Origin of the sequence: Marinobacter lacisalsi (assembly GCF_042651045.1) — a bacterium.
In the GTDB taxonomy this organism is placed as follows: Bacteria; Pseudomonadota; Gammaproteobacteria; order Pseudomonadales; family Oleiphilaceae; genus Marinobacter; species Marinobacter lacisalsi.
The window spans coordinates 23,211-48,915 of the sequence record NZ_JBHSDI010000013.1; the positions used below are offsets into that span (position 1 = coordinate 23,211).

Below are 25,705 nucleotides of genomic sequence, written 5' to 3' on the forward strand. Positions count from 1 at the left end.
AACGGATACGAGCATGGCTGTAATCGCATCGGATCGTCGCACATTGGTGGTTGGCCTGGGCAGGACCGGGCTCTCCTGCGTGCGCTATCTGACCGCCCTCGGACGAGAGGTGTCGGTGGCGGATAGCCGTGCCCGGCCACCGGGGCTGGATGCGCTGCAACAGGACTACCCGGATGTGGAGCTGCGTACCGGCGACTTTGATGCTGACTGGTTCTGTACCTTCAACGAGCTGGTGGTCAGCCCGGGCATTGCCATTGCCGAACCGGCCATCGCGGCCGCAGCGGAACAGGGCGCCCGGATTCGTGGCGATATCGACCTGTTCGCAGAGGCTGCGGAAGCGCCGATCATCGCCATCACCGGTTCCAACGGCAAGACCACGGTCACAACCCTGGTGGGGAAACTGGCGGAGGCCTGCGGTGTCAACGCGGCTATCGGCGGCAATATCGGAACGCCGGCGCTGGAGCTGTTGGGGCTGAAGCCGGATGTCTACGTGCTTGAGCTGTCCAGTTTTCAGTTGGAGACCACCCACGAGCTGAACGCCGAGGTGGCTACCGTCCTCAATATCAGTGATGACCATATGGACCGGTACCCGTCAAAAATGGAGTACTACCAGGCCAAGCAGCGGATCTTCCGGGGTGCCCGCAATGCCGTGGTCAATCTGGACGATGCCCTGAGTACGCCCATGGCGAGGGATACCCTCCGGTTCACCTGTTACGGCTTCCACCGGGTGAATCCGGAAACCTTCAGTACCCGCGAGGACGAGCACGGTCTCTGGATTACCTGGGGGCTGGATAACCTGCTCAACACCGGTGACCTGAAGCTGGTGGGGCTGCACAACGTCAGCAATGTCATGGCGGCGCTGGCCATCGGTCAGGCAGCCGGTTGGCCCCTGGACACCATGGCAGGGGCAGTCTGTGACTTTCGCGGCCTGCCACATCGTTGTGAATCGATACGCCGGGTCCATGGTGTTGAGTACATCAATGATTCCAAGGGGACCAATGTCGGTGCGTCGGTCGCGGCGCTGGACAGCCTGGCGCCGGCCTGCGACCGCATCGTGCTGATCGCCGGTGGTGAGGGCAAGGACGCAGACTTTGGGCCGTTGGCGAGACCGGTCTCTGAGCACTGCCGGGCGGTTGTACTGATCGGTCGGGATGCTGATCGAATCCGCGCTTCACTGGGGAGCGATATGTCGGTGGTAACAGCCGGGTCCATGGAAGAGGCCGTTGCTCTGGCCACTGATCTGGCCCGGGAAGGGGACCGGGTGTTGCTCTCTCCGGCCTGTGCCAGTTTTGACATGTTTACCGGGTACGAGGACCGCGGTGAGCGGTTCCGTCAGGCAGTGGAGGGCTTGTGATGCAGGCTGCAACCGTCCGCTCCGCTTCCGCCTTCCGGGGCCTCTGGTCCCGGCCATTGCCCTGGCTGGTGGTCAGTGCCAGCGCCCTGCTGATGCTCGGGGTGGTGATGATTGCGTCGGCATCCATGGATACCGCCGCCGCCAACCTGGGCAATAGCTATCACTATGCCCTGCGTCAGCTGCTGTTTGCCGGCCTGGGGTGTGCCGTGGGCCTGGCCGCTGCCAATGTGCCGGTGTCCTGGTGGTATCGCAGCGGTTGGCTGTTGCTGGCTATTGGCATGGCTTCCCTGGTGCTGGTGCTGACGCCGTTGGGCAAGACGGTCAATGGCTCTACTCGCTGGATTCCCCTGGGCTTGTTCAACGTCCAGGTGTCCGAGGTTGCCAAACTGTGCCTCATTGCCTACCTGGCGGGCTATGTGGTGCGTCGGCGGGATGAGCTGGTCAATACCTGGTGGGGGTTCGTCAAGCCGGTGCTGGTGCTCGGCGTGGCCTCGGCACTGCTGGTGACCCAGCCTGATTTTGGCGCCACGGTGGTGCTGATGACTGCGGCTCTCGGCATGATCTTCCTGAGCGGTGTACGGCTCAGTCGCTTCATGCCGCTGATCGCCGTCTGCGTGGTTCTCGGCGCGGTACTGATCGTGACCCAGCCGTACCGGCTCAAGCGCGTCGTGAGCTACCTGGACCCCTGGCAGGACCAGTTCAATACCGGCTACCAGCTGACCCAGTCGCTGATCGCCTTTGGCCGCGGTGAGTGGACCGGGGTGGGGTTGGGCAACTCGATCCAGAAGCTGTTTTATCTCCCGGAAGCACACACGGACTTTATTTTTGCCATCACCGCCGAAGAGTTCGGGTTGCTGGGCTCCATGGTCGTTCTTGGATTGTTCATGGTGCTGGTGCTGTCCGGTTTTGCCATCGCCCGCAAGGCAGAGAAACAGGGCATGGGGTTCGCGGCCTGTTTCGCCTATGGCCTGACCCTGCTGCTGGGGTTGCAGGCCATGATCAACATGGCGGTAAACACCGGTTTGCTCCCGACCAAAGGCCTGACTCTGCCACTGATGAGCTATGGGGGCTCCAGCCTGGTCGTGGTCTGCATCAGCATCGGCATACTGGTGCGAATTGAACTGGAGCGTCAGCAGCAACTGGCTTCCGATGCGGAAGGTAAGGCCGGACCCGCGGGGCCAAGGGGGGCGTCATGACACAACGTCGCTTTTTGTTGATGGCCGGTGGTACCGGCGGGCACGTGTTTCCGGCCCTGGCGACCGCACGCCGGCTCCAGGAACTGGGGCACGACGTGCAGTGGCTTGGCTCAGCCGGTGGTATGGAAGAGCGGCTGATTGCCGATACGGATATTCCGCTGTCGGTGATCACCGTCTCCGGCTTGCGCGGCAAGGGGCGCCTGGCTCTGTTGCTGGCACCGTTCAGGCTGAGCCGTGCGCTTTGGCAGTCCTTGCGGGTGATGATGAAGGTAAAGCCGGATTGCGTGATCGGTATGGGCGGCTTCGTGACCGGACCGGGTGGCCTGGCGGCCTGGCTCACCCGTCGTCCGCTGCTGGTCCATGAGCAGAATGCCATTGCCGGCATGACCAACCGGATTCTGGCACGTTTTGCCAAGACAGTGATGGAGGCCTTCCCCGGCAGTTTCGGGAATGGCGTTATCACTCGCTGCACCGGCAACCCGGTCCGCTCCGATGTGGCGGCCATACCCACGCCGGACGAGCGAATGGTCGACCGCACCGGCAAGGCAAGGGTGTTGGTGGTGGGCGGCAGTCTGGGCGCCCGGGCCATTAACGAAAGGATGCCGTTGGCAGTGGCACGACTGCCAGAAGACATCCGCCCGGACATCCGCCACCAGTGTGGCGAACGCAACCACGAAGCCACGCTGGCGGCCTACGGGGACGCTGGTGTCGATGCGTCGGTGGAGCCGTTTATCAGGGACATGGCGGATGCTTATGCCTGGGCCGATCTGGTGGTTTGCCGGGCCGGGGCGCTCACTGTATCGGAGCTTTGTGCGGCCGGTGTGGGCGCCTTGCTGGTGCCGTTTCCCCATGCGGTTGACGATCATCAGACCCGCAACGCGGACTATATGGTCAAGGCAGGGGCGGCCCTGCTGATGCCGCAGCACAAGCTGACTGATGAGCTGCTGGCTGACACGCTCGCGGACCTGCTGGGGGACCGGGAACACATAATTGACATGGCACGTGCAGCCCGAACGCTGGCGCGCCCCGATGCAACGGAGAGAGTCGTGAATTACTGTCTGGAGGCTGCCCATGTCTGAGGTAACCAATCCGCCGCTGGTCTATCAGGTGCCGGAAATGCGCCGTATCCGCAATATACATTTTGTGGGCATTGGTGGCGCCGGTATGTGCGGCATCGCCGAGGTACTGAGGAATCAGGGCTATGAAGTGTCTGGCTCCGACCTGAAGGAAAGTCCGGTGACTGATCGTCTGAGGGGCCTGGGGGTAACCATCCATATTGGCCACCGGGACAGCAACAGCGATGCCGCCGATGTCGTGGTGGTTTCCACGGCGGTCAAGTCCGATAACCCGGAGGTGGCGTCAGCCCGTCGCCGTCGGGTGCCCATCGTGCCCCGGGCCGAGATGCTGGCAGAGATCATGCGCTATCGTCATGGTATCGCTGTCGCCGGCACCCATGGCAAGACCACCACCACCAGCCTGATCGCCTCGGTACTGGGTGAAGCCGGGCTTGATCCCACCTTTGTGATTGGTGGCAAGCTCAACAGCGCCGGCACCAATGCCCAGTTGGGCGATAGCCGGTACCTGGTTGCCGAAGCCGACGAAAGTGATGCCTCTTTCCTGCATCTGACGCCGGTGGTTTCCGTGGTGACCAACATCGAGGCGGACCACATGGACACCTATGGGGGTGATGTGGCGCAGCTGAAGAAAACGTTTGTGGAGTTCCTTCACAATCTGCCCTTCTATGGCGTGGCGGTCATGTGCCTGGACGATGACTATGTGGACGAGATCCTGCCGAGGATCTCCCGGGCCATCATTACCTACGGCATCGAGCGGGAAGATGCCGACTACCGAGCCACAGACATCCAGTCCGATGGCCTGACTACCCGATTCCTGGTGAAACGCCCGGCGGGGCGCAGTGACCTGCAGGTGGAGCTGCGCATGCCGGGCCGCCACAACGTGCTGAATGCCCTGGCTGCTATCGCCGTGGCGACTGATGAAGGCGTGGATGATGATGCGATTTGCCGTGGCCTGGCGGGGTTTGCCGGGGTCGGTCGTCGTTTTCAGGTCTATGGCGACTATCCCGTTGGCAAGGGCAGCGTGACCCTGGTCGATGATTATGGTCACCACCCGACGGAGGTTGAGGCAGTGATCAGGGCGGCCCGCGATGCCTGGCCGGGACGGCGCCTGGTCATGCTGTACCAGCCGCATCGCTTTTCCCGTACCCGGGACCTGTATGAGGATTTCGTGCGGGTGCTGTCGGAAGTGGACACCCTGCTGATGATGGATGTATACGCCGCCGGAGAGGCGCCGATCCCGGGTGCGGACAGTCGATCACTGTGCCGTAGCATCCGTCAGCGTGGGCAGGTGGACCCGGTATTCGTAGAAGACGCCAGTGACCTTGAAAGCCTGCTCGGGAATATCCTGCAGGAGGGGGATCTGCTGATGACCCAGGGTGCCGGTGACATCGGCGGCGTGGCAGCAAAGCTGGCAGCAAATGGAGTGATTGGACGTGGCTGAGTCCCGGAATCGTAACTATCAGGTCAGCGCAGAAACCCGCGAGCGGCTGGGGCGTGTGGCCGTGCTTATGGGCGGGGATTCCGCTGAGCGTGAGGTCTCGCTCAAGAGTGGTGACGCGGTAACCCGAGCCCTGCAGGACGCGGGTGTGGATGCATTTTCCATCGACGTAACCGGCTGTCTGCTGAAAACCGTCGAAAACCCGGGGTTCGACCGGGTGTTCATCGCACTTCACGGCCGGGGTGGCGAAGACGGCACCCTGCAGGCGATCCTGTCCCAGGCAGGTATTCCCTATACCGGCAGCGAGATGCTGGCGTCGGCCCTGGCCATGGACAAGCTGCGGACCAAGTTTGTTTTCGCGGGCTGTGGTCTGCCAACGCCGGCGTTCCGCGCCATGAACAGCGTGGACGACGTCGGCACCATTGTCGCGGACCTGACGTTCCCGCTCAGCGTGAAGCCATCGCGGGAAGGGTCCAGCATTGGTGTGCGCAAGGTCCGCAACCGGGACGAACTGGTGGCGGCCTATCGGGATGCGGCAACTCACGATCCGCTGGTGCTGGTGGAAGAGTGGATAGAGGGACCGGAGTACACGGTCAGCATTCTGGGGGAACAGGCATTGCCGGTGATTGGCCTGAGTACCGATCACGACTTCTATGACTACGACGCCAAGTACCTGGCGGACGATACCCGCTATCGGGTGCCCTGTGGCCTTGACGAGTGGCAGGAGACCCTGGTCCAGAACCTGGCGATGGAGGCCTTCCGGGTAGTGGGCTGCCGCACCTGGGGCCGGGTCGACATCATGGAAGATGAAGAAGGCCGTTTCTGGCTGCTGGAAGTGAATACCGTACCCGGCATGACGGATCACAGCCTGGTGCCGATGGCAGCGCAGGCCGCCGGCATCGGTATGCCTGAGCTGGTGACAAGAATCCTGCTGGATACCCTGGAAACCGGAGAGGGCGCCCATGCTTGAGCAGATGCTGCTGAGAGGCCGGTTTGTGCCGTCGGAGCCGCCAAAACGGCGCGGTGCGACGTCCTCCGAGCCTGATCAGGGTCTGCTGGCCGTCATGGCACAGATTCTCGGCAGTGTGCCGTGGGGGAAAATCGGGCTTGGGATTGCGGTGCTGTTTGTCACCGCGCTGGTGCCCTGGGGAACCGGGCAGTTGCTGGCGGCCATGGACCGTCAGTTCATGCATGTTGAAGTGGCGGGACCCCTGAAGGGTGAAAGCCGTAACGCCCTGGAGCGCCACGCGGGCCAGTGGCTGGGAAAGAGCTTCTTTACCACGGACCTGGCTGACATCAAGGTATCGCTGGAGCAGCGGCCCTGGGTGGAAAGCGCCGCCGTGCGAAGGGAGTGGCCGGACAGGCTGGTGGTTGAGATTCGCGAGCACAAGCCGCTCGCCTACTGGAACGACCGCCAGTTGATCAGCCGCACCGGCGAGGTCTTCCTGCCCCGAAACCGGGAGGTTGCCGGTGTGTTGCCCAGGCTGCGGGGTCCTGAGGGACGGTCCCGGGAGGTGATTGACCGGGGGCGGGTGATGGCAAACGCCCTGGACGCCCGGGGTATCGGTTTCGCGGGCATTGCCCTGGAGGAGCGGGGCGCCTGGACGCTGACTCTGACCAACGGCATCGAAGTGGCCCTGGGGCGTGATCAGGTGGAAGAGCGGTTTGAACGCTTCCTGACGGTATACGGTGAGCGACTGGCCAGCCGTGCCGATCAGGTGGAACGAATTGACGCCCGCTACACCAATGGTGTGGCAGTCCGGTGGAAACCGCTGGCTCAGGCGTCGGACAACAATTCATGAATGGCTATTGGTGAACTGCATGTCATCGGTTGATACGGAAAACATGATTGTCGGCCTGGATATTGGCACCTCCAAGGTGGTGGCCATTGTCGGCAAGCGCAAGCTGGACGGAACCATCGAAGTGGTTGGCATTGGCTCCCACGCCTCCCGCGGCCTGAAGCGCGGTGTGGTGGTCAATATCGAAACCACCGTGCAAGCCATACAGCGGGCTGTGGAAGAGGCCGAGTTGATGGCCGGTTGCCGCATTCATTCGGTCTATGCGGGTATCGCCGGCAGTCACATCAAGAGCCTGAATTCCCATGGCATCGTGGCCATCCGTGACCGGGAAGTGACCCAGGCGGATATTGACCGGGTTATCGATGCAGCCCAGGCGGTAGCGATTCCGGCGGATCAGAAGATCCTGCACATCCTGCCCCAGGAGTTCGTGATCGATAACCAGGAGGGCATCAAGGAGCCCATGGGGATGTCGGGCGTGCGCCTGGAAGCCAAGGTGCATCTGGTCACCTGTGCCGTCAATGCCGCCCAGAACATCGAGAAGTGCGTGCGCCGCTGTGGCCTGGACGTGGACGACATCATCCTGGAGCAGCTCGCCTCGGCCCACTCGGTACTCACCGAGGATGAGAAGGAACTGGGGGTATGCCTGGTGGATATCGGCGGCGGCACCACGGATATCGCCGTATTTACCGGCGGAGCCATTCGCCATACCTCGGTGATACCGATTGCCGGCGACCAGGTCACCAACGACATTGCCATGGCCCTGCGTACGCCCACACAGAATGCCGAAGACATCAAGATCAAGTATGCCTGCGCCCTGACCCAGCTGGCCGGGGCGGACGAAACCATCAAGGTGCCCAGCGTGGGTGACCGGGCTCCCCGCAACCTGTCCCGCCAGGCTCTGGCGGAAGTGGTGGAGCCCCGTTACGAGGAGCTGTTCACCCTGGTGCAGTCCGAACTGCGCCGTAGCGGGTTCGAGGAGATGATCCCCGCAGGCATCGTTGTGACCGGCGGTTCCTCCACCATGGAAGGAGTGGTGGAACTGGCCGAAGAGATCTTCCACATGCCGGTACGGCTTGCGTCTCCGCAGGCTGTCTCCGGCATGACGGAGGTGGTCAACAACCCGATTTACGCCACTGGCGTGGGCTTGTTGATCCATGGCTTCCGCCAGATGGATCTGGGTCAGGGGCCCGTTCTCAAGGGAGAGGATGCGCCCTCCCTGCTGGAACGCATGAAAGCCTGGTTTACCGGGCATTTCTGAAGCTGGCGCATCACACGAAGGTATCTCGAAAAGAACAATCAGCCCGGAAGTGGCTGAACACAGCACGAAGGAGAAGGGAAATGTTTGAATTAGTCGATAATGTCCAGCAAAACGCTGTGATCAAGGTTATCGGTGTTGGCGGTGGCGGCGGTAATGCCGTCCGGCACATGCTCAACAGTGATGTGGAAGGCGTTGATTTCGTCTGCGCCAATACGGACGCCCAGGCGCTTCACGACCTGGACGCAAAACAGATCATCCAGCTTGGTGGCAACATCACCAAGGGCCTGGGTGCCGGGGCCAACCCGGAAATCGGTCGCCAGGCGGCGATGGAAGACCGGGATCGCGTCGCTGATGCGATCAAGGGTGCCGACATGGTCTTCATTACCGCCGGCATGGGTGGCGGTACCGGTACCGGTGCCGCCCCGATCGTGGCGGAAGTAGCCCGGGAGATGGGTATCCTGACCGTGGCGGTGGTGACCAAGCCGTTCCAGTTTGAAGGCGGCAAGCGTATGAGCGTCGCCGAGGCCGGCCTGAAGGAGCTGGAAGAGAGCGTTGACTCGCTGATCACCATTCCCAACGAAAAACTGCTGGCGGTGATGGGCAAGAAGACCAGCCTGCTGGATGCCTTTGCATCCGCCAACGATGTACTGCTGGGTGCGGTTCAGGGCATCGCTGACCTGATTACCCGCAACGGCATGATCAACGTCGACTTTGCCGACGTGAAGACGGTGATGTCCGAGATGGGCATGGCCATGATGGGTACCGCCCGCGCGACTGGCGAAAACCGTGCCCGTGAAGCGGCCGAAGCGGCCATTCGCAGCCCGCTGCTGGAAGATATCAACCTGCAGGGTGCGAAGGGTATCCTGGTCAATATCACCGCCGGTATGGATCTCAACCTGGGCGAATTCTCCGAGGTTGGTGACATTGTCCGCGAGTTCGCCTCGGACTCTGCTACGGTTGTTGTAGGTACGGTGATTGATCCGGATATGACCGACGAGCTCAAGGTAACTGTGGTTGCTACCGGGCTGGGCGGAGACCGGGAAAAGCCCACCAAGGTGGTGGATAATACCCGTACCCTTGACGGTACCACGGATTACAACCAGCTTGACCGCCCGGCGGTATTGCGTCGTCGCGCCGTATCCCAGGGCAATGTGGCAGTGGATCAGAGTCGTGATTCAGATGAGCAGGACGTGGACTATCTCGATATTCCCGCATTCCTGCGCCGTCAAGCTGACTGATAATATCGGCGGATCTGCGGTTGACAGGGTGCGGGCCATGGGCCCGCCCTGTGACCCGAAATCCACGAACAACGGGACTTGAAGCGATGGTGCTACTGTATCGCTGGTTAAATGGTATTCAGTCTCGTTATCTGTTATCATCCACGCATCTTTTTGCTTGATGATATCGTTCCTTTGTGACGGGAATATGTACCGATGATCAGACAACGGACGCTCAAAAACACCATTCGTGCTACTGGCGTTGGCCTTCACTCCGGGGAAAAGGTTTACCTGACCCTGCGGCCCGCTCCGGTAGAAACGGGGATTGTTTTTCGCCGTACAGACCTTGACCCGGCGGTCGAGATTCGTGCCTGTGCGGAAAACGTGGGCGAAACCATGCTGTCGACGACACTGGTCAAGGAAGGCGTCCGGGTTGCTACCGTAGAGCATCTGCTTTCGGCCATGGCTGGCCTGGGTATCGACAACTGTTTCGTGGAACTCAGTGCTGCTGAAGTGCCGATTATGGATGGCAGTGCCGGTCCGTTCGTGTTTCTGCTGCAATCAGCAGGTATCGCGGAGCAGGACGCGGCCAAACGCTTTATCCGGATCAAGCGCGAAGTCACGCTGGAAGAGGGCGACAAGAAAGCCACTTTCCTGCCCTTCGAAGGCTTCAAGGTGAGCTTCGGAATCGACTTTGATCACCCGGTGTTCAAGGGCCGTGCCCAGACCGCAACGGTGGATTTCTCCAGCACCTCGTTTGTGAAGGAAGTCAGCCGTGCCCGTACCTTTGGCTTCATGCGTGACATCGAGAAGTTGCGCGCCATGAACCTGGCACTGGGTGGAAGTGTTGATAACGCCATCGTGGTGGATGACTACAAGATCCTCAATGAGGATGGTCTCCGGTACGACGATGAGTTTGTTAAGCACAAGGTTCTGGACGCGATCGGAGACCTTTACCTGCTGGGCAACAGCCTGATTGGCGAGTTCCGCGGTGTGAAGTCCGGTCACGACCTGAACAACAAGCTGCTGCGCAAATTACGGGCGGAAGAGGATGCGTGGGAAGTGGTTACCTTCGATGACGAGGCGACCGCGCCCATCTCCTACATGAAGCCCGTTCTGGCTGCGCCGGCCTGAGGCAGGATGCCTTAACCGGAACGGTCATTTGCGTGACTGGCGAGTTTTTCGAGAACCTCGCGTAGAGCTTTATCCTTCGTGTGCCCGGCCTCCTCTTCGAGGAGCCGGGCATTTTCTTTACTGAGGGTCATCGGTGCCGGTGGCTTTTTCAGCGAGTAACGCCCGGGGCGTACGTTTACCTTCAGTTTCCAGACGAACTCGAACGCTTCCTCCTGGCGCAGGTCAGACATGATCTCCCGTTGCCGGAAGCGCAGCTGGCTGGCCCGTGCTGCGTTGTCGGTTTGAAGGACCAGTTCCCCATCCCTGTAGCTGACAAGGCGAACGCCTTCTCTCAGATTGTCCGGGACGGATTGCAGAACCCGTTGCTCGGCCTGTTGGTGCACGGTCGCCCTGGCCACGAGATCCCGCAGTTGGCGGGACTGGTCACGGTTCTCCGGAGAAAGATTCAGTGATGGTCTGGTCTTCATGATGACAATCTGATTCGACGTAAACATCGTAATTTGTATAGACTTGGACCGCTTCCTGGCCAGTCTATACGTGACGTGTAGTGTCGAAGTGTATCCTGCGCTATGGAATATGTCATTTTTGTGCAAAAATCAAACAGCGCTTGGGTGCAGGAAGGTGCTCATGGGGGTGCTTGTGATGCCCGCGTTTTCCGTAGCCACCACGCCCCAGGCTGTTAACAAAGCGTAACAGCCCGTCAGCGAAAAGGAAGACATCAGTCTCCTTTTAATGGTCAGGTACGGTTTATTATCATGCCATATTTCCGGGCGCCGCCCAATCGGGCTGGTTTGATCGCCCCTTAACTCGTCACAGACAGGGAATTGGTCGTCGGAACAGGGACTGTTCATAACGCGTAATTGGTTGCAGACAATGAACATTATCCTTGTAGGACAGAATCACGGTCGTTCGAAAGTCTTTACGTTGCACTTTCCCGGCCTTGTCGCGGTCACGTTGCTGGCGCTGACGGTCGTGGCCCTATGTGCCTGGGCCGGTTATCAGGCTGCGATGGCGCGGGTTGCGGACCGACCGGTTGTGCCTCCCTATCTCCTTGCGCAGTGGCATGAAACGCTCCAGGAGCAGGAGCAACAGCTGGCTTCGCTTGAGCGTGACGCCCGGGAGCAGGTGGACGCGATGACTTTGCGCCTTGGCGAAATGCAGGGCCGGCTGTTGCGGCTGGATGCCCTGGGGCAGCGCTTCGTTGAGAGCGGTGCCGTCGCCGCTGACGAGTTCAATTTCGCTGAAGCGCCCGCCGTCGGTGGTCCCGAAGAATCCGTAGAGGCCGAGTCTTTCAGTGCGCCCCAGCTGACCCAGATGATCAACCAGCTTGATCAGCGCATAAGCGACCGGGAGCAGCAGTTGCGTCTGCTCGATACACTGATTTCCAACCGTCGCCTGGAGGATGAGCGTTTTGTGGCCGGTCGCCCGATTACCTGGGGGTGGTTGTCGTCACCGTTTGGCTATCGCTCCGACCCCTTCAACGGTAAGCGTACCTGGCACAATGGCGTTGATCTGGCCGGCAAGGACGGCAGCGATATTATTTCCGTAGCCGCCGGCGTGGTCACTTTCGCCGGTGAGCGTCATGGTTATGGCAATCTGGTGGAGATCGACCACGGTGACGGTCTGGTGACCCGTTATGCCCACGCCAAGACGCTGGAGGTGGAAACCGGACAGCTGGTACAGAAAGGTGAGGCCATTGCCACCATGGGCTCCACGGGGCGTTCCACTGGCCCGCACGTTCATTTTGAAGTCGTGCAGAATGGAAAGGCCCGTAATCCGGTCACCTATATCCAGCGCGCCTCACGCTGAGCCCACCGGCAGGCTCCCGGAGCGATTCCGGGAGCCTGTCGCGGCCACAACGGTTCGATGTAACCGCACACAAAGGCCCCTGTCACCAGTCGGCAGCTTTCCTTTCAGTCTCAGCTGTGTGACCCAGCCCCGGTTTCCGGGGTGTTTCCCGCCCCCGCTGAACCCATCCGCCTTTTGTCCTCTCGCAAAATAAGGTTAGAATGCCGGCTTCCTCCGTTTAACCAAAGAAGCAGTGGTCTATGTTCACGAAGCTTGCAACGAAGATGTTCGGCAGTAAAAACGCCCGCGAGGTCAAACGGATGCGCAAGGCGGTGTCGCGCATCAATGCACTCGAGGGGTCCCTTGAGGGGTTGTCAGACGAGCAGTTGCAGGCAAGGACCGTGGAATTCCGGGACCGCCTGGAGAAGGGTGAGACTCTGGACCAGCTGCTTCCCGAAGCATTTGCCACCGTGCGCGAGGCCAGCCGACGGATCATGGGCATGCGGCACTTTGATGTGCAGCTGATCGGCGCCATGACCCTGCATGAAGGCCACATTGCAGAAATGAAAACAGGTGAGGGCAAGACGCTGGTTGCCACGGCAGCTGTGTATCTGAATGCCCTGGCCGGTCGTGGTGTGCATGTGGTGACCGTTAACGATTATCTGGCCCGGCGTGATGCCGAGTGGATGGGCAAGCTTTACCGCTTCCTGGGCATGTCCGTGGGCGTGGTGGTTTCCGGTCAGCCGCCGGAAGAGAAACGGGAAGCCTATCAGGCGGACATCACCTACGGCACCAACAACGAATTCGGCTTTGACTACCTGCGGGACAACATGGCGTTCAGCACCCAGGACAAGGTGCAGCGGCCACTGAATTTTGCCATCGTGGACGAAGTGGATTCCATCCTCATCGACGAGGCCCGCACGCCACTGATCATCTCCGGTGCTGCTGAAGACAGCTCGAAGATGTACCAGGAAATCAATACCCTGATACCGTCCCTGGAGAAGGGGGAAGTGCCCGAGGAAGGTGAGCCGACTGGCGACTTCACCATTGACGAGAAGTCCCGTCAGGTGGAGCTGACCGAGGCCGGCCACGAGAAGGTTGAAGAGCTGTTGCTGGACCGGGGGTTGCTCAAGGAAGGCGAGAATCTCTACTCCGCTGCCAACCTGGCCCTGTTGCATCACGTCCATTCCGGCCTGCGTGCACACCACCTGTTCCACCGAGAGGTGGATTACCTGGTCCAGAACGGCCAGGTAGTCATCGTGGACGAGCACACTGGCCGTACCATGCCCGGTCGTCGCTGGAGCGAGGGTCTGCACCAGGCCATCGAGGCGAAGGAAGGCGTTGAGATAAAGGCGGAAAGCCAGACGCTGGCATCCACCACTTTCCAGAACTACTTCCGCATGTACGACAAGTTGGCTGGCATGACCGGTACGGCGGATACTGAAGCGTTCGAGTTCCGTCAGATCTATGGCCTGGATGTGGTGGTGATTCCGCCCAACAAACCGATCCAGCGCACCGACTATAATGACCTGATCTATCTCACCCAGGAAGAGAAGTTCCACGCCATTATTGACGAGATCAAGGATGTGACCGCAGAAAACCGGCCGGTGCTGGTGGGTACCGCCTCGGTGGAGGCGTCGGAAGTGCTGTCTTCATTGCTGAAGAATGCCCGGATCGAACACAAGATCCTCAACGCCAAGCACCACGAGAGTGAGGCCCAGGTTATTGCCCAGGCGGGTCGACCGGGTGCGGTTACCATTGCCACCAACATGGCCGGTCGCGGTACCGATATCATGCTGGGCGGTAACTGGGAGACCGATGTGGCGTCCCTGGAAAACCCGACCCAGGAACAGATCGACCAGATCAGGACCGAGTGGGAAGAGCGTCACCAGCAGGTGCTTGCCGCTGGCGGCTTGCACATCATCGGTACCGAGCGGCACGAATCCCGCCGCATCGACAACCAGCTTCGCGGCCGTGCCGGTCGTCAGGGGGACCCCGGGTCATCCCGCTTCTTCCTGTCGCTGGAAGACAACCTGATGCGCATCTTTGCCCCGGACCGGGTGAAGAAGCTGATGCAGGCCATGGGCATGAAGAAGGGCGAGGCCATCGAGCACAGGATGGTGACCAACGCCATCGAGAAGTCCCAGCGCAAGGTGGAAGGCCGCAACTTCGACATGCGCAAGACGCTGCTGGAATACGACGACGTGGCCAACGACCAGCGTACCGTTATCTACGAGCAGCGGAACGAGGTCATGGCCTCAGAGGATATCTCGGAAGTCATCGACGGTATCCGCGCGGACGTGGTTGAGGAAACCGTCAGCGAGTTTATCCCGCCCCAGAGCATGCCGGAACAGTGGGACGTGGCGGGCCTGGAGGCTCAGCTGTCATCCGAGATGGACGTCGATCTGCCCATCCAGCAGTGGCTGGACGAGGACAAGAAACTCCACGAGGAAAAGCTGCGCGAGCGGATCCTGGAAGAGGTGGTTGCCGCCTACCGGACCAAGGAAGAGGTGGTTGGCTCCGAGTCCATGCGCAAGTTCGAGAAGCAGGTGTTCCTGCAGGTGCTCGATACCCTGTGGAAAGAGCATCTTTCCAATATGGACCATCTGCGTCGTGGTATTCATCTGCGGGGCTATGCCCAGAAAAACCCGAAGCAGGAATACAAGCGTGAGGCCTTCAATCTGTTCGAGGCCATGCTGGACAGCATGAAGCGGGACATCACCCGGGTACTTTGTCACGTCAAGGTCCAGACCCGCGAGGAGATGGAAGAGCTGGAGCGCCAGCGCCGGGAACAGCTGGAGAAGGAACTGGCCGCTGCCCGCCTGCGCCATGACCAGACCAGTGCCACCCAGGCTGATCAGGGTGGACAGGGGCAGGGCGAAGGCGAGAAGGGCGGCAGTGCCACCCCCGAAACCTACGTCCGCCAGGACCGGAAAGTGGGCCGAAATGAGCCCTGTCCGTGCGGGTCCGGCAAGAAGTACAAGCAGTGCTGCGGCAAGATTACCTGACGCGGCAACTGGATTGACAAGCAGACACCCGCACCTCGGGATCATCGGGGCTGCGGGTTTTTTTATCCTGAAAGACAAGTTGAGGTGACCGGCTGCGCCCGGTCGTACAGGAGGAGGTTATGGCGGTAGGTCCCGCAACATTACCCGAGCAGTTTTATCCCGTCGCCGGCGTCCGGTTGGGTATCGCCAGTGCTGGTATCAAGAAGCCCGGTCGAAACGATGTGGTCGTCATGGAGCTGGAGAAAGGTAGCCGTGTGGCCGGCATTTTCACCACGAACCAGTTCTGTGCCGCGCCTGTCCATGTGACTCGCGAGCACCTGGCCGAGGGCGAGCCCCGATACCTGCTGATCAACACAGGCAACGCCAATGCCGGCACCGGCGCCCGTGGGCTGAGTGATGCCAATGCCTGTTGCGAGGCCCTTGCAAAAGAGGCGGGAGTGCGTGGCCACTCGATACTGCCATTCTCCACCGGCGTGATTGGCGAACCCCTGCCGGTGGACAAGATCGTCGCCGCATTACCGGCGGCGCTCGCTGACCTGTCCGGGGACCACTGGGCAGAGGCCGCTGCGGGCATCATGACCACTGACACCCGCCCCAAGGGAGCCACCCGCCGGCTGGAGATTGACGGCAAGGTGGTGACGATCTCGGGCATCAGCAAGGGTGCGGGAATGATCCGCCCGAATATGGCCACCATGCTCGGGTTTATTGCGACGGATGCGTCCATTTCACCAGCAGTACTGCAGAGGCTGAGCCGTGAGCTGGGCGAGAAATCCTTCAACCGGATTACCATCGACGGCGACACCTCCACCAACGACGCGTGCATGCTGATTGCTACAGGGCAGTCGGGAGCCGGGGTGGCCACCGTGGAGAGCGATCACTACGAGGTTCTGCGGGACGCCCTGGAAGGGGTCTACCTGGAGCTGGCTCACGCCATCGTCAGGGATGGGGAAGGTGCCACCAAGTTTGTCAGCATTAACGTTGCGGGCGCAGCCGGTCAGCGGGAGGCTCTTGATGTCGCCTACACGGTAGCCCACTCGCCACTGGTGAAAACCGCCCTGTTTGCCTCGGATCCGAACTGGGGTCGGATCCTGGCTGCGGTCGGGCGTGCCGGTGTTGAAGGTCTCGATCTGGAGGCCGTGGAGATTTACCTTGGGGACGTCTGTCTGGTGCGGGATGGTGGCCGTGCCGACGACTACACGGAACAGCGCGGCCAGGCGGTGATGGACCAGGACGAAATCACCATCCGCATTGATCTCAAGCGGGGGCGTATCGAGGAAACGGTCTGGACCTGCGACTTTTCCCATGACTATGTCACCATCAATGCGGAGTACCGCACCTGATGGCGGATGGCGGCAAAGACATCGTCCATGTCGCAGTGGGCGTGATCTGGCGGGGCGGTCGTCTGCTGATTGCCCGACGACCGGAGCGCTCGCATCAGGGCGGGCTACTGGAATTCCCCGGTGGCAAGGTGGAGCCCGACGAGAGTGTCCAGCAGGCGCTGGCCCGGGAGCTGCTGGAGGAAACCGCCGTGACCGTGATGCCGGAACATCTGCAGCCCCTTATCGGCATCCGCCATGATTATGGCGACAAGGAGGTGTTTCTGGACGTCTGGCAGGCCCTGGAGTCAGCGGGAGACCCTCATGGTGTCGAGGGGCAGCCGGTGTTCTGGTTGACGCCGGACGAACTGCGCGCCAGCGATTTTCCCGCTGCCAACCGGCCTATTATCAGTGCCATCCGTCTGCCACGGCAGCTTGCCATAACCGGCGATGTTGCCGGTTATGGTGAGGCGATAGACCGCTGTGTTCTTGGTGTCGAGCGTCAGGGCCCTTCACTGGTCATGCTGCGGCTGCCGTCACTGTCCCTGGAGGCGTACACTGAGGTGGTCGAACGCTGTTTGCAACGACTGCCGGCAGTGGAACTGCTGGTACACGACCGCCCCGAGCTTGTGGGCGAGTTTCCGGTGGCAGGTGTCCACCTTTCCTGGCGCCGGGCCGCGGTCCTTTCCGGACGACCGGTGCCGGAGGGTCACTGGTTTGGTGTTTCCTGCCATAACAGGGACGAACTTGCCCACGCCGCAGCCATAGGCGCGGACTACGCGACCCTGGGGCCGGTACTGCCAACCCGCTCTCACCCGGATGCCGAGGGTATGGGCTGGGAGCGGTTTGCCGAGCTGGCAAATCATGCGGTACTGCCTGTCTACGCTTTGGGCGGTACCGCTCCGGAACTGCTCGACCGGGCTATTAAAAGCGGCGGTCAGGGTATCGCTGGCATTTCCTGGTGGTGGTCCACCCAATCAACGGAGGCGACATGAGTAAACTGACACATCTCGACGATCAGGGCGCGGCCCGCATGGTGGACGTGGCCAGCAAGGACGTGACCCAGCGCGAAGCCGTAGCGGAGGGGCGTATCCTCATGGACCCGAAAACCCTTGCCATGATCGTGGATGGAGAGCATCCGAAGGGGGACGTACTGGCGGTAGCGCGGGTGGCCGGCATCATGGCCGCTAAGAAGACCCATGACCTGATTCCCCTGTGCCACGCCCTGAACCTGTCATCGGTAAAAGTGGCATTGACGCCGGAGAGAGATCCATCATCAGTGCATATTGAAGCCAGCTGTAAACTGGCTGGCCAGACCGGGGTGGAAATGGAGGCCCTGACCGCCGTCAGTGTCGCGGCATTGACGCTTTACGATATGTGCAAGGCTGTGGACCGGGGCATGGAGATCACCGCTGTACGACTGCTGGAAAAAAAGGGCGGCCGCAGCGGTCATTGGCAGGCCTCGCAGGCCGGAGATCAGGCTTAAGGGCGCATCCGATCGGCCCGCCCGGGCGTAGAAGCAAGTGTCCTTACGGTAAAGCGGCCAGAGCCTGGCCCAAAGGAGTTATCTTGAACTACGCCGGCTGGCCGCCATCTGCTAGAATGCCCCGCTCATTGCACCAGGATCTACGAGGAAACACTGTGGTCGTTCGTTACGTCCAGACCTGTCGTCTGCCCACGCCGTTCGGCGTCTTCCAGATGCACGGTTTCGAAGAGCCGGACACCGGCAAGGAACACGTTGCCCTGACGCTGGGAGATCTGGACAGCGCCGAGCCCATGCTGGCCCGCACCCATTCCGAATGCCTGACCGGCGACGCCCTTTACAGCATGCGCTGTGATTGCGGTTACCAGCTGGAAGAAGCCCTGCGCAGCATCGCCAAAGAAGGCCGTGGCATCCTCATGTACCTGCGCCAGGAAGGCCGTGGTATCGGTCTGCTTAACAAGATCCGTGCCTATAAATTGCAGGACGAGGGGGCGGACACGGTAGAAGCCAACGAGCGCCTCGGTTTTGCGGCTGATCTGCGGGATTACACCATGTGCAAGGATATGCTCGGCCATCTGGGCATTCGCAGCCTCAGACTGATGACCAACAATCCCCGCAAGGTGGATTCACTGCGTGCCCTGGGCATTGATGTGGTTGAGCGCGTACCGCTGCATGTGGGGCGTAATCCCCACAACGAACACTACCTCAACACGAAGCAGAGCAAGCTGGGACACTGGCTGGAAACTCATCAGGACGATGATCCGCAGTAGTTATTTGCATACAGGAAGGCTGGGACCAAAAGCGGATGACTCCACAAGTCTGACGGTGCCGGGGTAAGGGGGAGCTTTCGGAGCAGCGACATGGATGTCGCGGTGCAAGGTCGGTCCAGGGAAGGACCGTGAATTGCAGCGGAGAAAGCTCCTCCTTATCCCGGCACCAGCCCCATCTCTCGCAGTCTTATGGTGCAGCCTTCAGTTCCGGCTTACCTGAGCGCCACCGCTTGCGAATAGCAGACTCAATGCCAGCAGCATCCAGCCCCACCTCGCTCAGTTGCTCATCATGGCTGCCGTGGTCAATGTAACGGTCTGGCAGGCCTAGCTGGAGCACCGCCCTGGCGACCCCCTCCCGGTTAAGGAATTCCGTTACCGCACTGCCTGCGCCCCCGGCGATGGCATTTTCCTCAAGGGTCACCACGAGATCGTGTGCGGCCACCAGCTCCGCCACCAGGTCTTCATCCAGCGGTTTGACGAAGCGCATGTCGGCAACGGTTGCATTAAGGTTTTCCGCCGCCTCCAGGGCGGCTGATAGCCGGGTGCCAAAATTAAGGATGGCTACGGATTCACCCTCACGAACAATTCGGCCCCTGCCGATCGGCAGAACGTCCAGCTCCTGCTGGATAACGGCTCCGGGGCCCGTGCCCCGGGGATAACGAACGGCGGCCGGCCCCTCATGCATCAGCCCGGTCTGCAGCAACCGCCGGGTTTCGTTCTCATCCGATGGTGTCATCACCACCATATTGGGCACGCAGCGCAGAAAGCTGATATCGAAAGCACCGGCATGGGTTGGGCCATCGGCTCCCACAAGGCCGGCGCGATCAATAGCGAAAAGTACATCCAGATTCTGGATCGCCACATCGTGAATCAGCTGGTCGTAGGCACGCTGCAGGAATGTGGAATAAATGGCCACCACTGGTTTGGCGCCGTCGCAGGCCAGGCCAGCCGCCAGCGTTACCGAATGCTGCTCGGCGATCGCCACATCGTGGTACCGGTCAGGAAAGCGCTGTGAAAAAGCCAGCAGATCCGAGCCTTCGCACATGGCCGGCGTGATACCGACAATGCGGTCATCCTGCTCTGCGGCGTCACATAACCACTGCCCGAACACATTGGCGTACTTGGGTAACTTGGGTTTGGGCTTTACCGGTTCCGGTCTGTTCGGTGGCAATGGCTCGATCTTGTTGATCGCGTGGTAGCCAATGGGGTCTTTTTCCGCCGGAGCAAAGCCCTTGCCCTTGTGGGTCACCACATGAAGGAACTGGGGGCCGCTCAGCTCACGAATGTTTTCCAGGGTATCCACAAGAAGCGGCAGGTCATGGCCGTCGATAGGGCCGATATAGTTGAAACCCAGTTCTTCAAACAGGGTGCCCGGGGCAATCATGCCCTTGAAATGTTCTTCGGTCTTGCGGGCCAGGGCCATCAGAGGAGGCGCGGCCTGCAGTACCTTCTTGCCACTGTCCCGCACCTGGTTATAGGTGCGGCTGGACAGCAGGCGGGAAAAGTAGTTCGACAGGCCTCCAACATTTCTGGAAATGGACATGTCATTGTCGTTCAGGATCACCAGCATGTCGGCTTCCAGGTGGCCGGCATGATTCAGTGCTTCGAAAGCCATGCCAGCGGTCATGGCGCCATCCCCGATAACGGCAATGCTGTGGCGGCCGGTCTGCTGGAGCCTGGCTGCCAGGGCCATGCCCAGGGCGGCGCTGATAGACGTGCTTGAATGACCCACCCCGAAGGTGTCGTATTCACTTTCCGAGCGCTTGGGGAATCCGGCGAGCCCGTCTTTCTGGCGGATGCTGCCCATCCGTCCCCGGCGTCCGGTGAGGATCTTGTGGGGGTAGGCCTGGTGGCCCACATCCCAGACCAGGCGGTCTTCCGGCGTGTTGAACACGTAGTGCAGGGCAACGGTCAGTTCCAGCACGCCCAGGCCGGCGCCGAAGTGCCCACCGCTCTGACCCACGGTCCATAGCAGGAACGCGCGCAGTTCCCGGGCCAGCGCCGGCAGATCTTCTTCCGACAGCAGTCGGAGCTGGTCCGGCGTCTCGATCCGGTCCAATAGCGGCGTGTGAGGCCGCTGGGAAGGGATTTCCTTGAAAATATCGTTGTCCTGCATCCGTCCGGGTCTTGTGTCGGTGATTTCGGGAACGTTGGTGCCTGGTCCGGCTGGCGGCCCATAGGGCGAAAACGTCCATTATAGGTGATGGAGAGAGTGGTTTCAGTAGCGTCGTGATACCACGAACTGCGCCATACCTCTCAGAGCATCGGCTTCCGGGCCAAAGGTCGCCAGGCTTTGCCGGCACTGTTGCAACAGTGTGGCAAGGTAGTCCCGGGCACCGTCAACCCCCATCAGCGCCGGGTAGGTAGGTTTACTGCGGGCCAGGTCCGAGCCCTGGGGCTTGCCGATAACGCTCGTGTCGCCCTCGATATCCAGCAGGTCATCCTGGACCTGGAACGCCAGGCCGATGGCCCGGGCGTAAGTGGCCAGTTGCGCCTGTTGCAGAGTTTCGCCGCCCTGGTCACCCTTTACAGAGAGGACACCCAGATGCACGCAAGCCTCGATCAGAGCGCCCGTCTTGCGGCGATGCATCTGTTCCAGTTGTTCCAGGGAAAGGTTTTTTCCGACGGCGCCCAGGTCGATAGCCTGGCCGCCCACCATGCCGACACTGCCACTTGCCCTTGCGAGACGCCGGACCATGGCGAGGCGGGTTTCCACGGTCAGGCCGGGCTCGGTGGAAAGCCATTCGAACGCCAGTGCCTGCAGGGCGTCGCCGGCCAGAATCGCGGTTGCCTCATCGTACTGGATATGGGTGGTGGGCCGGCCACGGCGCAGTTCATCATCGTCCATCGCTGGCAGATCATCGTGAATCAGGGAATAGGCGTGAACCACCTCCACCGCACAGGCCGCCACCAGTGCCTGCTCCGGTTGGCCACCAACCGCAGTGGCAGCCGCCATTGCCAGGGCCGGTCGGATGCGCTTGCCACCGCCGAGTACGCTATATCGCATGGCTGAGTGCAAGCGCGCTGGCTCGATAGTCTCGTCCGGTAGTCGTTGCGCCAGGGTGTCGTCAGTCAGTGTGGCACAGGTGGCGAGGAAATCGACGGTGGAGGCGTGGTGCATCGTCAGTCCTGCTCCCCGCCATCTTCCGGAGGGTTGAATGGCCGGCTTTCCAGGGTTCCGTCGTCCCGCTCCACCAGCTGTTGAACCCGTTGCTCTGCCTGACGAAGCGCCTGCTGGCAGTCACGGGTCAGCTTCACGCCCCGCTCGAACGCCCCCAGGGACTGCTCCAGTGACAGCTCGCCCTGTTCCAGGTCCCTTACCAGCCCTTCCAGTTCGGCCAGGGACTTCTCGAAATCGGCGATGGATGTCGTTTCCGGGGTGTCAGCCATGGGGCGCTCCGTCAGCTTCACAAAGGTCGTGGGTGGATTAGCGGCCAGTATATCAGAGCGTTGTTCCGCGCCGAACCTCTGGTGCCATCCTCAGGTCCTGGCGGGTCGGTGCCAGCAGAAATGCTGTCTCTCATCGGCCGCTCCAGCCCTGAGCCAGGTCTGTTCGGTGACCCGTACTTCACCGTTACGGGCCAGGGTCACCACCGTGCTGGCCCGGGTGCCGTAGAGCTCGGACTGGATAAAGGGCGATGACAGGAAGCGCTCCCGCTCCAGCCCGATACCGGTATCCGGCAGCAGGTGGTCCGGCGCTGGCGTGGTGTCCTGCAACTGTTCCAGAAGAGCCTCATGCAGGTGGTCCGGCGCTTTCGGGTCAGCTGCTGCCAGGGTGGTGCGCAGCTGTTCCCGCAGCCGGACCAGTTTCGGCCAGGGGCTTTGTAGCAGATGGTTGCTGACACCATAGGTACCCCGGTAAAGATTCCGGCCAGGGTGAGCGTCCCGGTTGCTGTAGTACCAGCCCTGCTGCTGGTGGGCGAGCTGAATCAGGTTGAAACCGCCATAGAGGTTGCCATTGTCGGCAAGGTGCTGCCGGATCTCGTGTCGGGGCTGTTGCTGAATCATCAGTGGCAGCTTGCCCCGGGTCAGTCGCCCCGGTTCCCCGCTGCCTTCACGGACATTGGTGACCGCGCTGACAACGCCCTCGGGAGAGACCGCGAGCCAGGTTCCCCCGGAGCGGTCGTCACGTCCTGCCAGCAGGTTTTCCCCTGGCCACCAATGCATGGATGTGGTGGGGCGATCGTGGAATTCATCCCGGTTGGCAGCCAGTACCAGGGGGTAGTCACGGTGCTGGTCAATGGCAAAGAGGATAAGGCACATAGGATTCCGTCTGGTTACGAGCGCAGGAAATGCTGAGTCTAGTGCCCTGACGGGACACTAATGCTTTGTGTATGATACACGCTTTGTTTTTCTACGGACGGCGGTGTTCATGTCCCTGATTCTGGTTTTCGGGCTTTACCTGGCCCTTGGCGCGCTGGCGGGCACCCTGGCAGGCCTTTTCGGTATTGGTGGCGGCCTGGTGATTGTTCCGGTGCTGATTTTCAGTTTCGGGCTGCAGGGTATCAGCGCGGAAATCGCTGCCCACCTTGCGGTGGGTACGTCCCTGGCCACCATTGTGTTCACTTCCCTGAGCTCCATCCGGTCCCACCACCTGAAAGGCGCGGTCCGCTGGGAGTTGTTCCGACCCATGGCGGTGGGCATCGTGGCAGGGGCCGTGCTGGGAGCCTGGACGGCCTCCCTGCTGAGCGGCCCGGCATTGGAACTGATCATCGGGATTTTTGTCATCCTGGTGGGCCTGAAGATGCTGCTGGACGTGAAACCGAAGGCGGCCAGGCCCGTACCGGGTGAGCCTGCGCTGGCCGGCGCAGGCGGCGTGATCGGTTGGGGGTCGGCCATTTTCGGCATTGGCGGGGGAACGCTGACCGTGCCGTTTCTGAGCTGGCGCAGCGTGCAGATGCAGCAGGCGGTGGCCACGTCTGCAGCCTGCGGTTTGCCCATTGCCATCGCCGGTGCGGCTGCCAACGTCTGGACCGGGTGGGAGCACCCGTCACTGCCGGACTATGCGTTGGGTTTTGTCTATCTGCCGGCATTGATCGGTATTGTGGCGACCAGCATGTTTTTTGCCCGTTTTGGTGCGATCCTGGCCCACAAACTTGATGCCAGACTGTTGAAACGCCTGTTCGCTATTCTGTTGCTGATTGTTGGCATCCGCTTCCTGTTCTGAGGTCTGTCCATGCTGAAACACCCGCAGTTTGATCCCGTGGCCATTTCCGTTGGTCCCCTGAAAGTCCACTGGTACGGCCTGACTTACCTGGTGGGCTTTGCTGTTGGCTGGTGGCTGGGCAAAGTCCGGGCGCGCAAGGAGTGGACGCCGCTCAATGAGCAGCAGGTCGGGGATCTGCTGTTCTACATCGCGTTGGGCGTTATCCTTGGTGGCCGTTTTGGCTATGTGGTGTTCTACAATTTTGATCAGTTTGCCGCGGACCCGCTCTGGCTGTTTCGGGTCTGGGAGGGCGGCATGGCCTTCCATGGCGGGCTGATTGGCGTCATGCTGGCCATGTGGTGGTATGGGCGTAAGCTTGGTTGTGGCTTCTTCCGGATAGCGGATTTTGTGGCACCGCTGGTACCTGTGGGCCTGGGCGCCGGGCGCATTGGCAACTTTATCAATGGTGAGCTGTGGGGGAGGCCTACCGATGTGCCCTGGGGCATGGTATTTCCCCAGGCGCCTGATGCCCTGGCGCGGCATCCGTCCCAGCTATACCAGTTTGCCCTTGAAGGCGTGGCGTTGTTTGCCATCCTCTGGCTATTCTCGTCGAAGCCGCGTCCCACAATGGCGGTTTCCGGGTTGTTCCTGATCCTGTACGGCTGTTTCAGGGTTATCGTGGAATTTTTCCGTCAGCCGGACCCCCAGCTGGGTTACCTGGCGTTCGACTGGCTGACCATGGGGCAGTTGCTGTCACTGCCGATGGTGATCGCTGGAGCGCTGCTGATGGTATTTGCATACAGAGGCGCGAAGTCATGAAAGCCTATCTTGATCTGATGAACGATGTGGTTGCCAATGGCACCGACAAGGGCGACCGCACAGGCGTGGGCACCCGTTCGGTGTTCGGCCGCCAGTTGCGGTTTGACCTGCAGCAGGGGTTCCCGTTGCTGACCACGAAGAAGGTGCATTTGCGCAGCATTGTCTATGAGCTGCTCTGGTTCCTGCAGGGGTCCACGGACAATAACTGGTTGAAGGAGCGCAAGGTCAGTATCTGGGATGAGTGGGCGCTCGACAATGGCGACCTCGGCCCTATCTACGGCAAGCAGTGGCGCAGCTGGCAATGCCCCGATGGCCGGGTAGTGGACCAGATCAGCGAGGTGATCGAGCAGATCCGTACCAAGCCCAATTCCCGTCGTCATATCGTGACGGCCTGGAACCCGGCGGAGCTGCCGGACGAGTCCATGGGGCCCCAGGATAACGCCCGCGAGGGCCGTATGGCGCTGGCGCCGTGCCACTGTCTGTTCCAGTTCTATGTGGCGGACGGGCGTTTGTCCTGCCAGCTGTATCAGCGCAGTGCAGACCTGTTTCTGGGGGTGCCGTTCAATATTGCGTCCTACAGTCTGCTGACCCATATGATTGCGCAGCAGTGTGATCTGGAGGTGGGTGAGTTTGTGCACACCTTTGGTGATTGCCACCTGTACCAGAACCATCTGACCGATGACATTGTGTTCGAGCAGCTCAAGCGTAAGCCCGGGCCTTTGCCGACACTGCGGATTTTGCGGAAGCCGGACTCCATATTCGAGTACGAGTATGAGGATTTTGAAGTTGAGGGTTATGAGCCTCAGGGTGTGATCAAGGCGCCTATTGCTATCTGAAACCTCTCTTGGGGTGCCTAACCGAGACTTGGGTGCCATGCGCACGGGTAACTGGTGACCCTTTCCG

At 60.9% G+C, this 25,705-nt stretch carries 23 protein-coding genes; 18 read left to right on the forward strand and 5 right to left on the reverse strand.

All coding sequences use genetic code 11. The features are described 5' to 3' along the window. Positions 1-13: 13 nt before the first annotated feature. The 9 genes from murD (at position 14) to lpxC (ending at position 10,472) form a co-directional block, all read left to right on the forward strand. Complete coding sequence (murD, locus tag ACFOZ5_RS10025) at positions 14-1,354, forward strand: UDP-N-acetylmuramoyl-L-alanine--D-glutamate ligase (protein WP_379886911.1); 1,341 nt, start codon at positions 14-16, stop codon at positions 1,352-1,354. Then, a complete protein-coding gene (ftsW, locus tag ACFOZ5_RS10030) occupies positions 1,354-2,550 on the forward strand; it encodes a putative lipid II flippase FtsW (RefSeq protein ID WP_379886912.1) in 1,197 nt (398 codons plus the stop codon). Before murD ends, ftsW begins: the two co-directional genes overlap by 1 nt. After that, positions 2,547-3,629, forward strand: a complete 1,083-nt coding sequence (gene murG, locus ACFOZ5_RS10035; RefSeq protein WP_379886913.1) for an undecaprenyldiphospho-muramoylpentapeptide beta-N-acetylglucosaminyltransferase — start codon at positions 2,547-2,549, stop codon at positions 3,627-3,629. Before ftsW ends, murG begins: the two co-directional genes overlap by 4 nt. Beyond that, on the forward strand, positions 3,622-5,067 hold the full coding sequence (gene murC, locus ACFOZ5_RS10040) for a UDP-N-acetylmuramate--L-alanine ligase (RefSeq protein WP_379886914.1): 1,446 nt from the start codon (positions 3,622-3,624) through the stop codon (positions 5,065-5,067). Before murG ends, murC begins: the two co-directional genes overlap by 8 nt. Further along, positions 5,060-6,034, forward strand: coding sequence for a D-alanine--D-alanine ligase (locus ACFOZ5_RS10045; protein WP_379886915.1), 975 nt, complete (start codon positions 5,060-5,062; stop codon positions 6,032-6,034). Before murC ends, ACFOZ5_RS10045 begins: the two co-directional genes overlap by 8 nt. Continuing rightward, positions 6,027-6,866, forward strand: coding sequence for a cell division protein FtsQ/DivIB (locus ACFOZ5_RS10050; RefSeq protein ID WP_379886916.1), 840 nt, complete (start codon positions 6,027-6,029; stop codon positions 6,864-6,866). The genes ACFOZ5_RS10045 and ACFOZ5_RS10050 overlap by 8 nt, the downstream gene beginning before the upstream one ends. 19 nt (positions 6,867-6,885) lie before the next feature. Continuing rightward, entirely contained in the window at positions 6,886-8,121 is a 1,236-nt protein-coding gene (gene ftsA / locus ACFOZ5_RS10055) for a cell division protein FtsA (RefSeq protein ID WP_379886918.1), read from the forward strand. A gap of 80 nt (positions 8,122-8,201) precedes the next feature. After that, entirely contained in the window at positions 8,202-9,359 is a 1,158-nt protein-coding gene (gene ftsZ, locus ACFOZ5_RS10060) for a cell division protein FtsZ (RefSeq protein ID WP_379886919.1), read from the forward strand. Positions 9,360-9,554: 195 nt separating this feature from the next. Then, entirely contained in the window at positions 9,555-10,472 is a 918-nt protein-coding gene (gene lpxC / locus ACFOZ5_RS10065; RefSeq protein WP_379886920.1) for a UDP-3-O-acyl-N-acetylglucosamine deacetylase, read from the forward strand. An 11-nt stretch (positions 10,473-10,483) separates the two neighbouring features. On the opposite strand, the gene ACFOZ5_RS10070 is transcribed toward lpxC, so the two are convergent. Further along, the gene (locus ACFOZ5_RS10070; RefSeq protein ID WP_379886921.1) at positions 10,484-10,939 is read right to left on the reverse strand and encodes a DUF721 domain-containing protein; all 456 of its coding nucleotides are present in this window, start codon (positions 10,937-10,939) and stop codon (positions 10,484-10,486) included. A gap of 406 nt (positions 10,940-11,345) precedes the next feature. Here ACFOZ5_RS10070 and ACFOZ5_RS10075 point away from each other — a divergent pair, with 406 nt between their 5' ends. The 6 genes from ACFOZ5_RS10075 to ribA all read left to right on the forward strand — a co-directional run bounded on the left by ACFOZ5_RS10075 (position 11,346) and on the right by ribA (position 18,837). Then, positions 11,346-12,281 (forward strand): M23 family metallopeptidase, encoded by a 936-nt coding sequence (locus ACFOZ5_RS10075; protein WP_379886922.1) that lies wholly within the window; start codon positions 11,346-11,348, stop codon positions 12,279-12,281. Between the two features lie 239 nt (positions 12,282-12,520). After that, complete coding sequence (secA, locus tag ACFOZ5_RS10080) at positions 12,521-15,268, forward strand: preprotein translocase subunit SecA (RefSeq protein ID WP_379886923.1); 2,748 nt, start codon at positions 12,521-12,523, stop codon at positions 15,266-15,268. A 119-nt stretch (positions 15,269-15,387) separates the two neighbouring features. Continuing rightward, the gene (gene argJ / locus ACFOZ5_RS10085) at positions 15,388-16,608 is read left to right on the forward strand and encodes a bifunctional glutamate N-acetyltransferase/amino-acid acetyltransferase ArgJ (protein WP_379886924.1); all 1,221 of its coding nucleotides are present in this window, start codon (positions 15,388-15,390) and stop codon (positions 16,606-16,608) included. Then, on the forward strand, positions 16,608-17,579 hold the full coding sequence (locus ACFOZ5_RS10090; RefSeq protein ID WP_379886925.1) for a Nudix family hydrolase: 972 nt from the start codon (positions 16,608-16,610) through the stop codon (positions 17,577-17,579). Before argJ ends, ACFOZ5_RS10090 begins: the two co-directional genes overlap by 1 nt. Continuing rightward, positions 17,576-18,070, forward strand: coding sequence for a cyclic pyranopterin monophosphate synthase MoaC (moaC, locus tag ACFOZ5_RS10095; protein ID WP_379886926.1), 495 nt, complete (start codon positions 17,576-17,578; stop codon positions 18,068-18,070). Before ACFOZ5_RS10090 ends, moaC begins: the two co-directional genes overlap by 4 nt. A gap of 116 nt (positions 18,071-18,186) precedes the next feature. Continuing rightward, positions 18,187-18,837: a GTP cyclohydrolase II gene (gene ribA, locus ACFOZ5_RS10100; protein ID WP_379887303.1), complete on the forward strand. Its 651-nt coding sequence runs from the start codon at positions 18,187-18,189 to the stop codon at positions 18,835-18,837. Positions 18,838-19,024: 187 nt separating this feature from the next. On the opposite strand, the gene dxs is transcribed toward ribA, so the two are convergent. The 4 genes from dxs to ACFOZ5_RS10120 all read right to left on the reverse strand — a co-directional run bounded on the left by dxs (position 19,025) and on the right by ACFOZ5_RS10120 (position 23,100). Next, on the reverse strand, positions 19,025-20,953 hold the full coding sequence (gene dxs, locus ACFOZ5_RS10105; RefSeq protein ID WP_379886927.1) for a 1-deoxy-D-xylulose-5-phosphate synthase: 1,929 nt from the start codon (positions 20,951-20,953) through the stop codon (positions 19,025-19,027). Between the two features lie 102 nt (positions 20,954-21,055). After that, the gene (locus tag ACFOZ5_RS10110) at positions 21,056-21,958 is read right to left on the reverse strand and encodes a polyprenyl synthetase family protein (RefSeq protein WP_379886928.1); all 903 of its coding nucleotides are present in this window, start codon (positions 21,956-21,958) and stop codon (positions 21,056-21,058) included. Between the two features lie 2 nt (positions 21,959-21,960). Next, positions 21,961-22,227, reverse strand: a complete 267-nt coding sequence (locus ACFOZ5_RS10115) for an exodeoxyribonuclease VII small subunit (protein ID WP_379886929.1) — start codon at positions 22,225-22,227, stop codon at positions 21,961-21,963. A gap of 90 nt (positions 22,228-22,317) precedes the next feature. Next, the gene (locus ACFOZ5_RS10120; RefSeq protein ID WP_379886930.1) at positions 22,318-23,100 is read right to left on the reverse strand and encodes an NRDE family protein; all 783 of its coding nucleotides are present in this window, start codon (positions 23,098-23,100) and stop codon (positions 22,318-22,320) included. 121 nt (positions 23,101-23,221) lie between these two features. Between ACFOZ5_RS10120 and ACFOZ5_RS10125 the strand changes: the two genes are divergently transcribed. Genes ACFOZ5_RS10125 through ACFOZ5_RS10135 form a run of 3 tightly spaced genes read left to right on the forward strand, consistent with a single transcriptional unit; the run spans position 23,222 to position 25,638 of the window. Continuing rightward, positions 23,222-24,004: a sulfite exporter TauE/SafE family protein gene (locus ACFOZ5_RS10125; protein WP_379887305.1), complete on the forward strand. Its 783-nt coding sequence runs from the start codon at positions 23,222-23,224 to the stop codon at positions 24,002-24,004. A gap of 9 nt (positions 24,005-24,013) precedes the next feature. Further along, complete coding sequence (lgt, locus tag ACFOZ5_RS10130) at positions 24,014-24,802, forward strand: prolipoprotein diacylglyceryl transferase (RefSeq protein ID WP_379886931.1); 789 nt, start codon at positions 24,014-24,016, stop codon at positions 24,800-24,802. Beyond that, positions 24,799-25,638, forward strand: a complete 840-nt coding sequence (locus tag ACFOZ5_RS10135; protein WP_379886932.1) for a thymidylate synthase — start codon at positions 24,799-24,801, stop codon at positions 25,636-25,638. Before lgt ends, ACFOZ5_RS10135 begins: the two co-directional genes overlap by 4 nt. Positions 25,639-25,705: the final 67 nt, after the last annotated feature.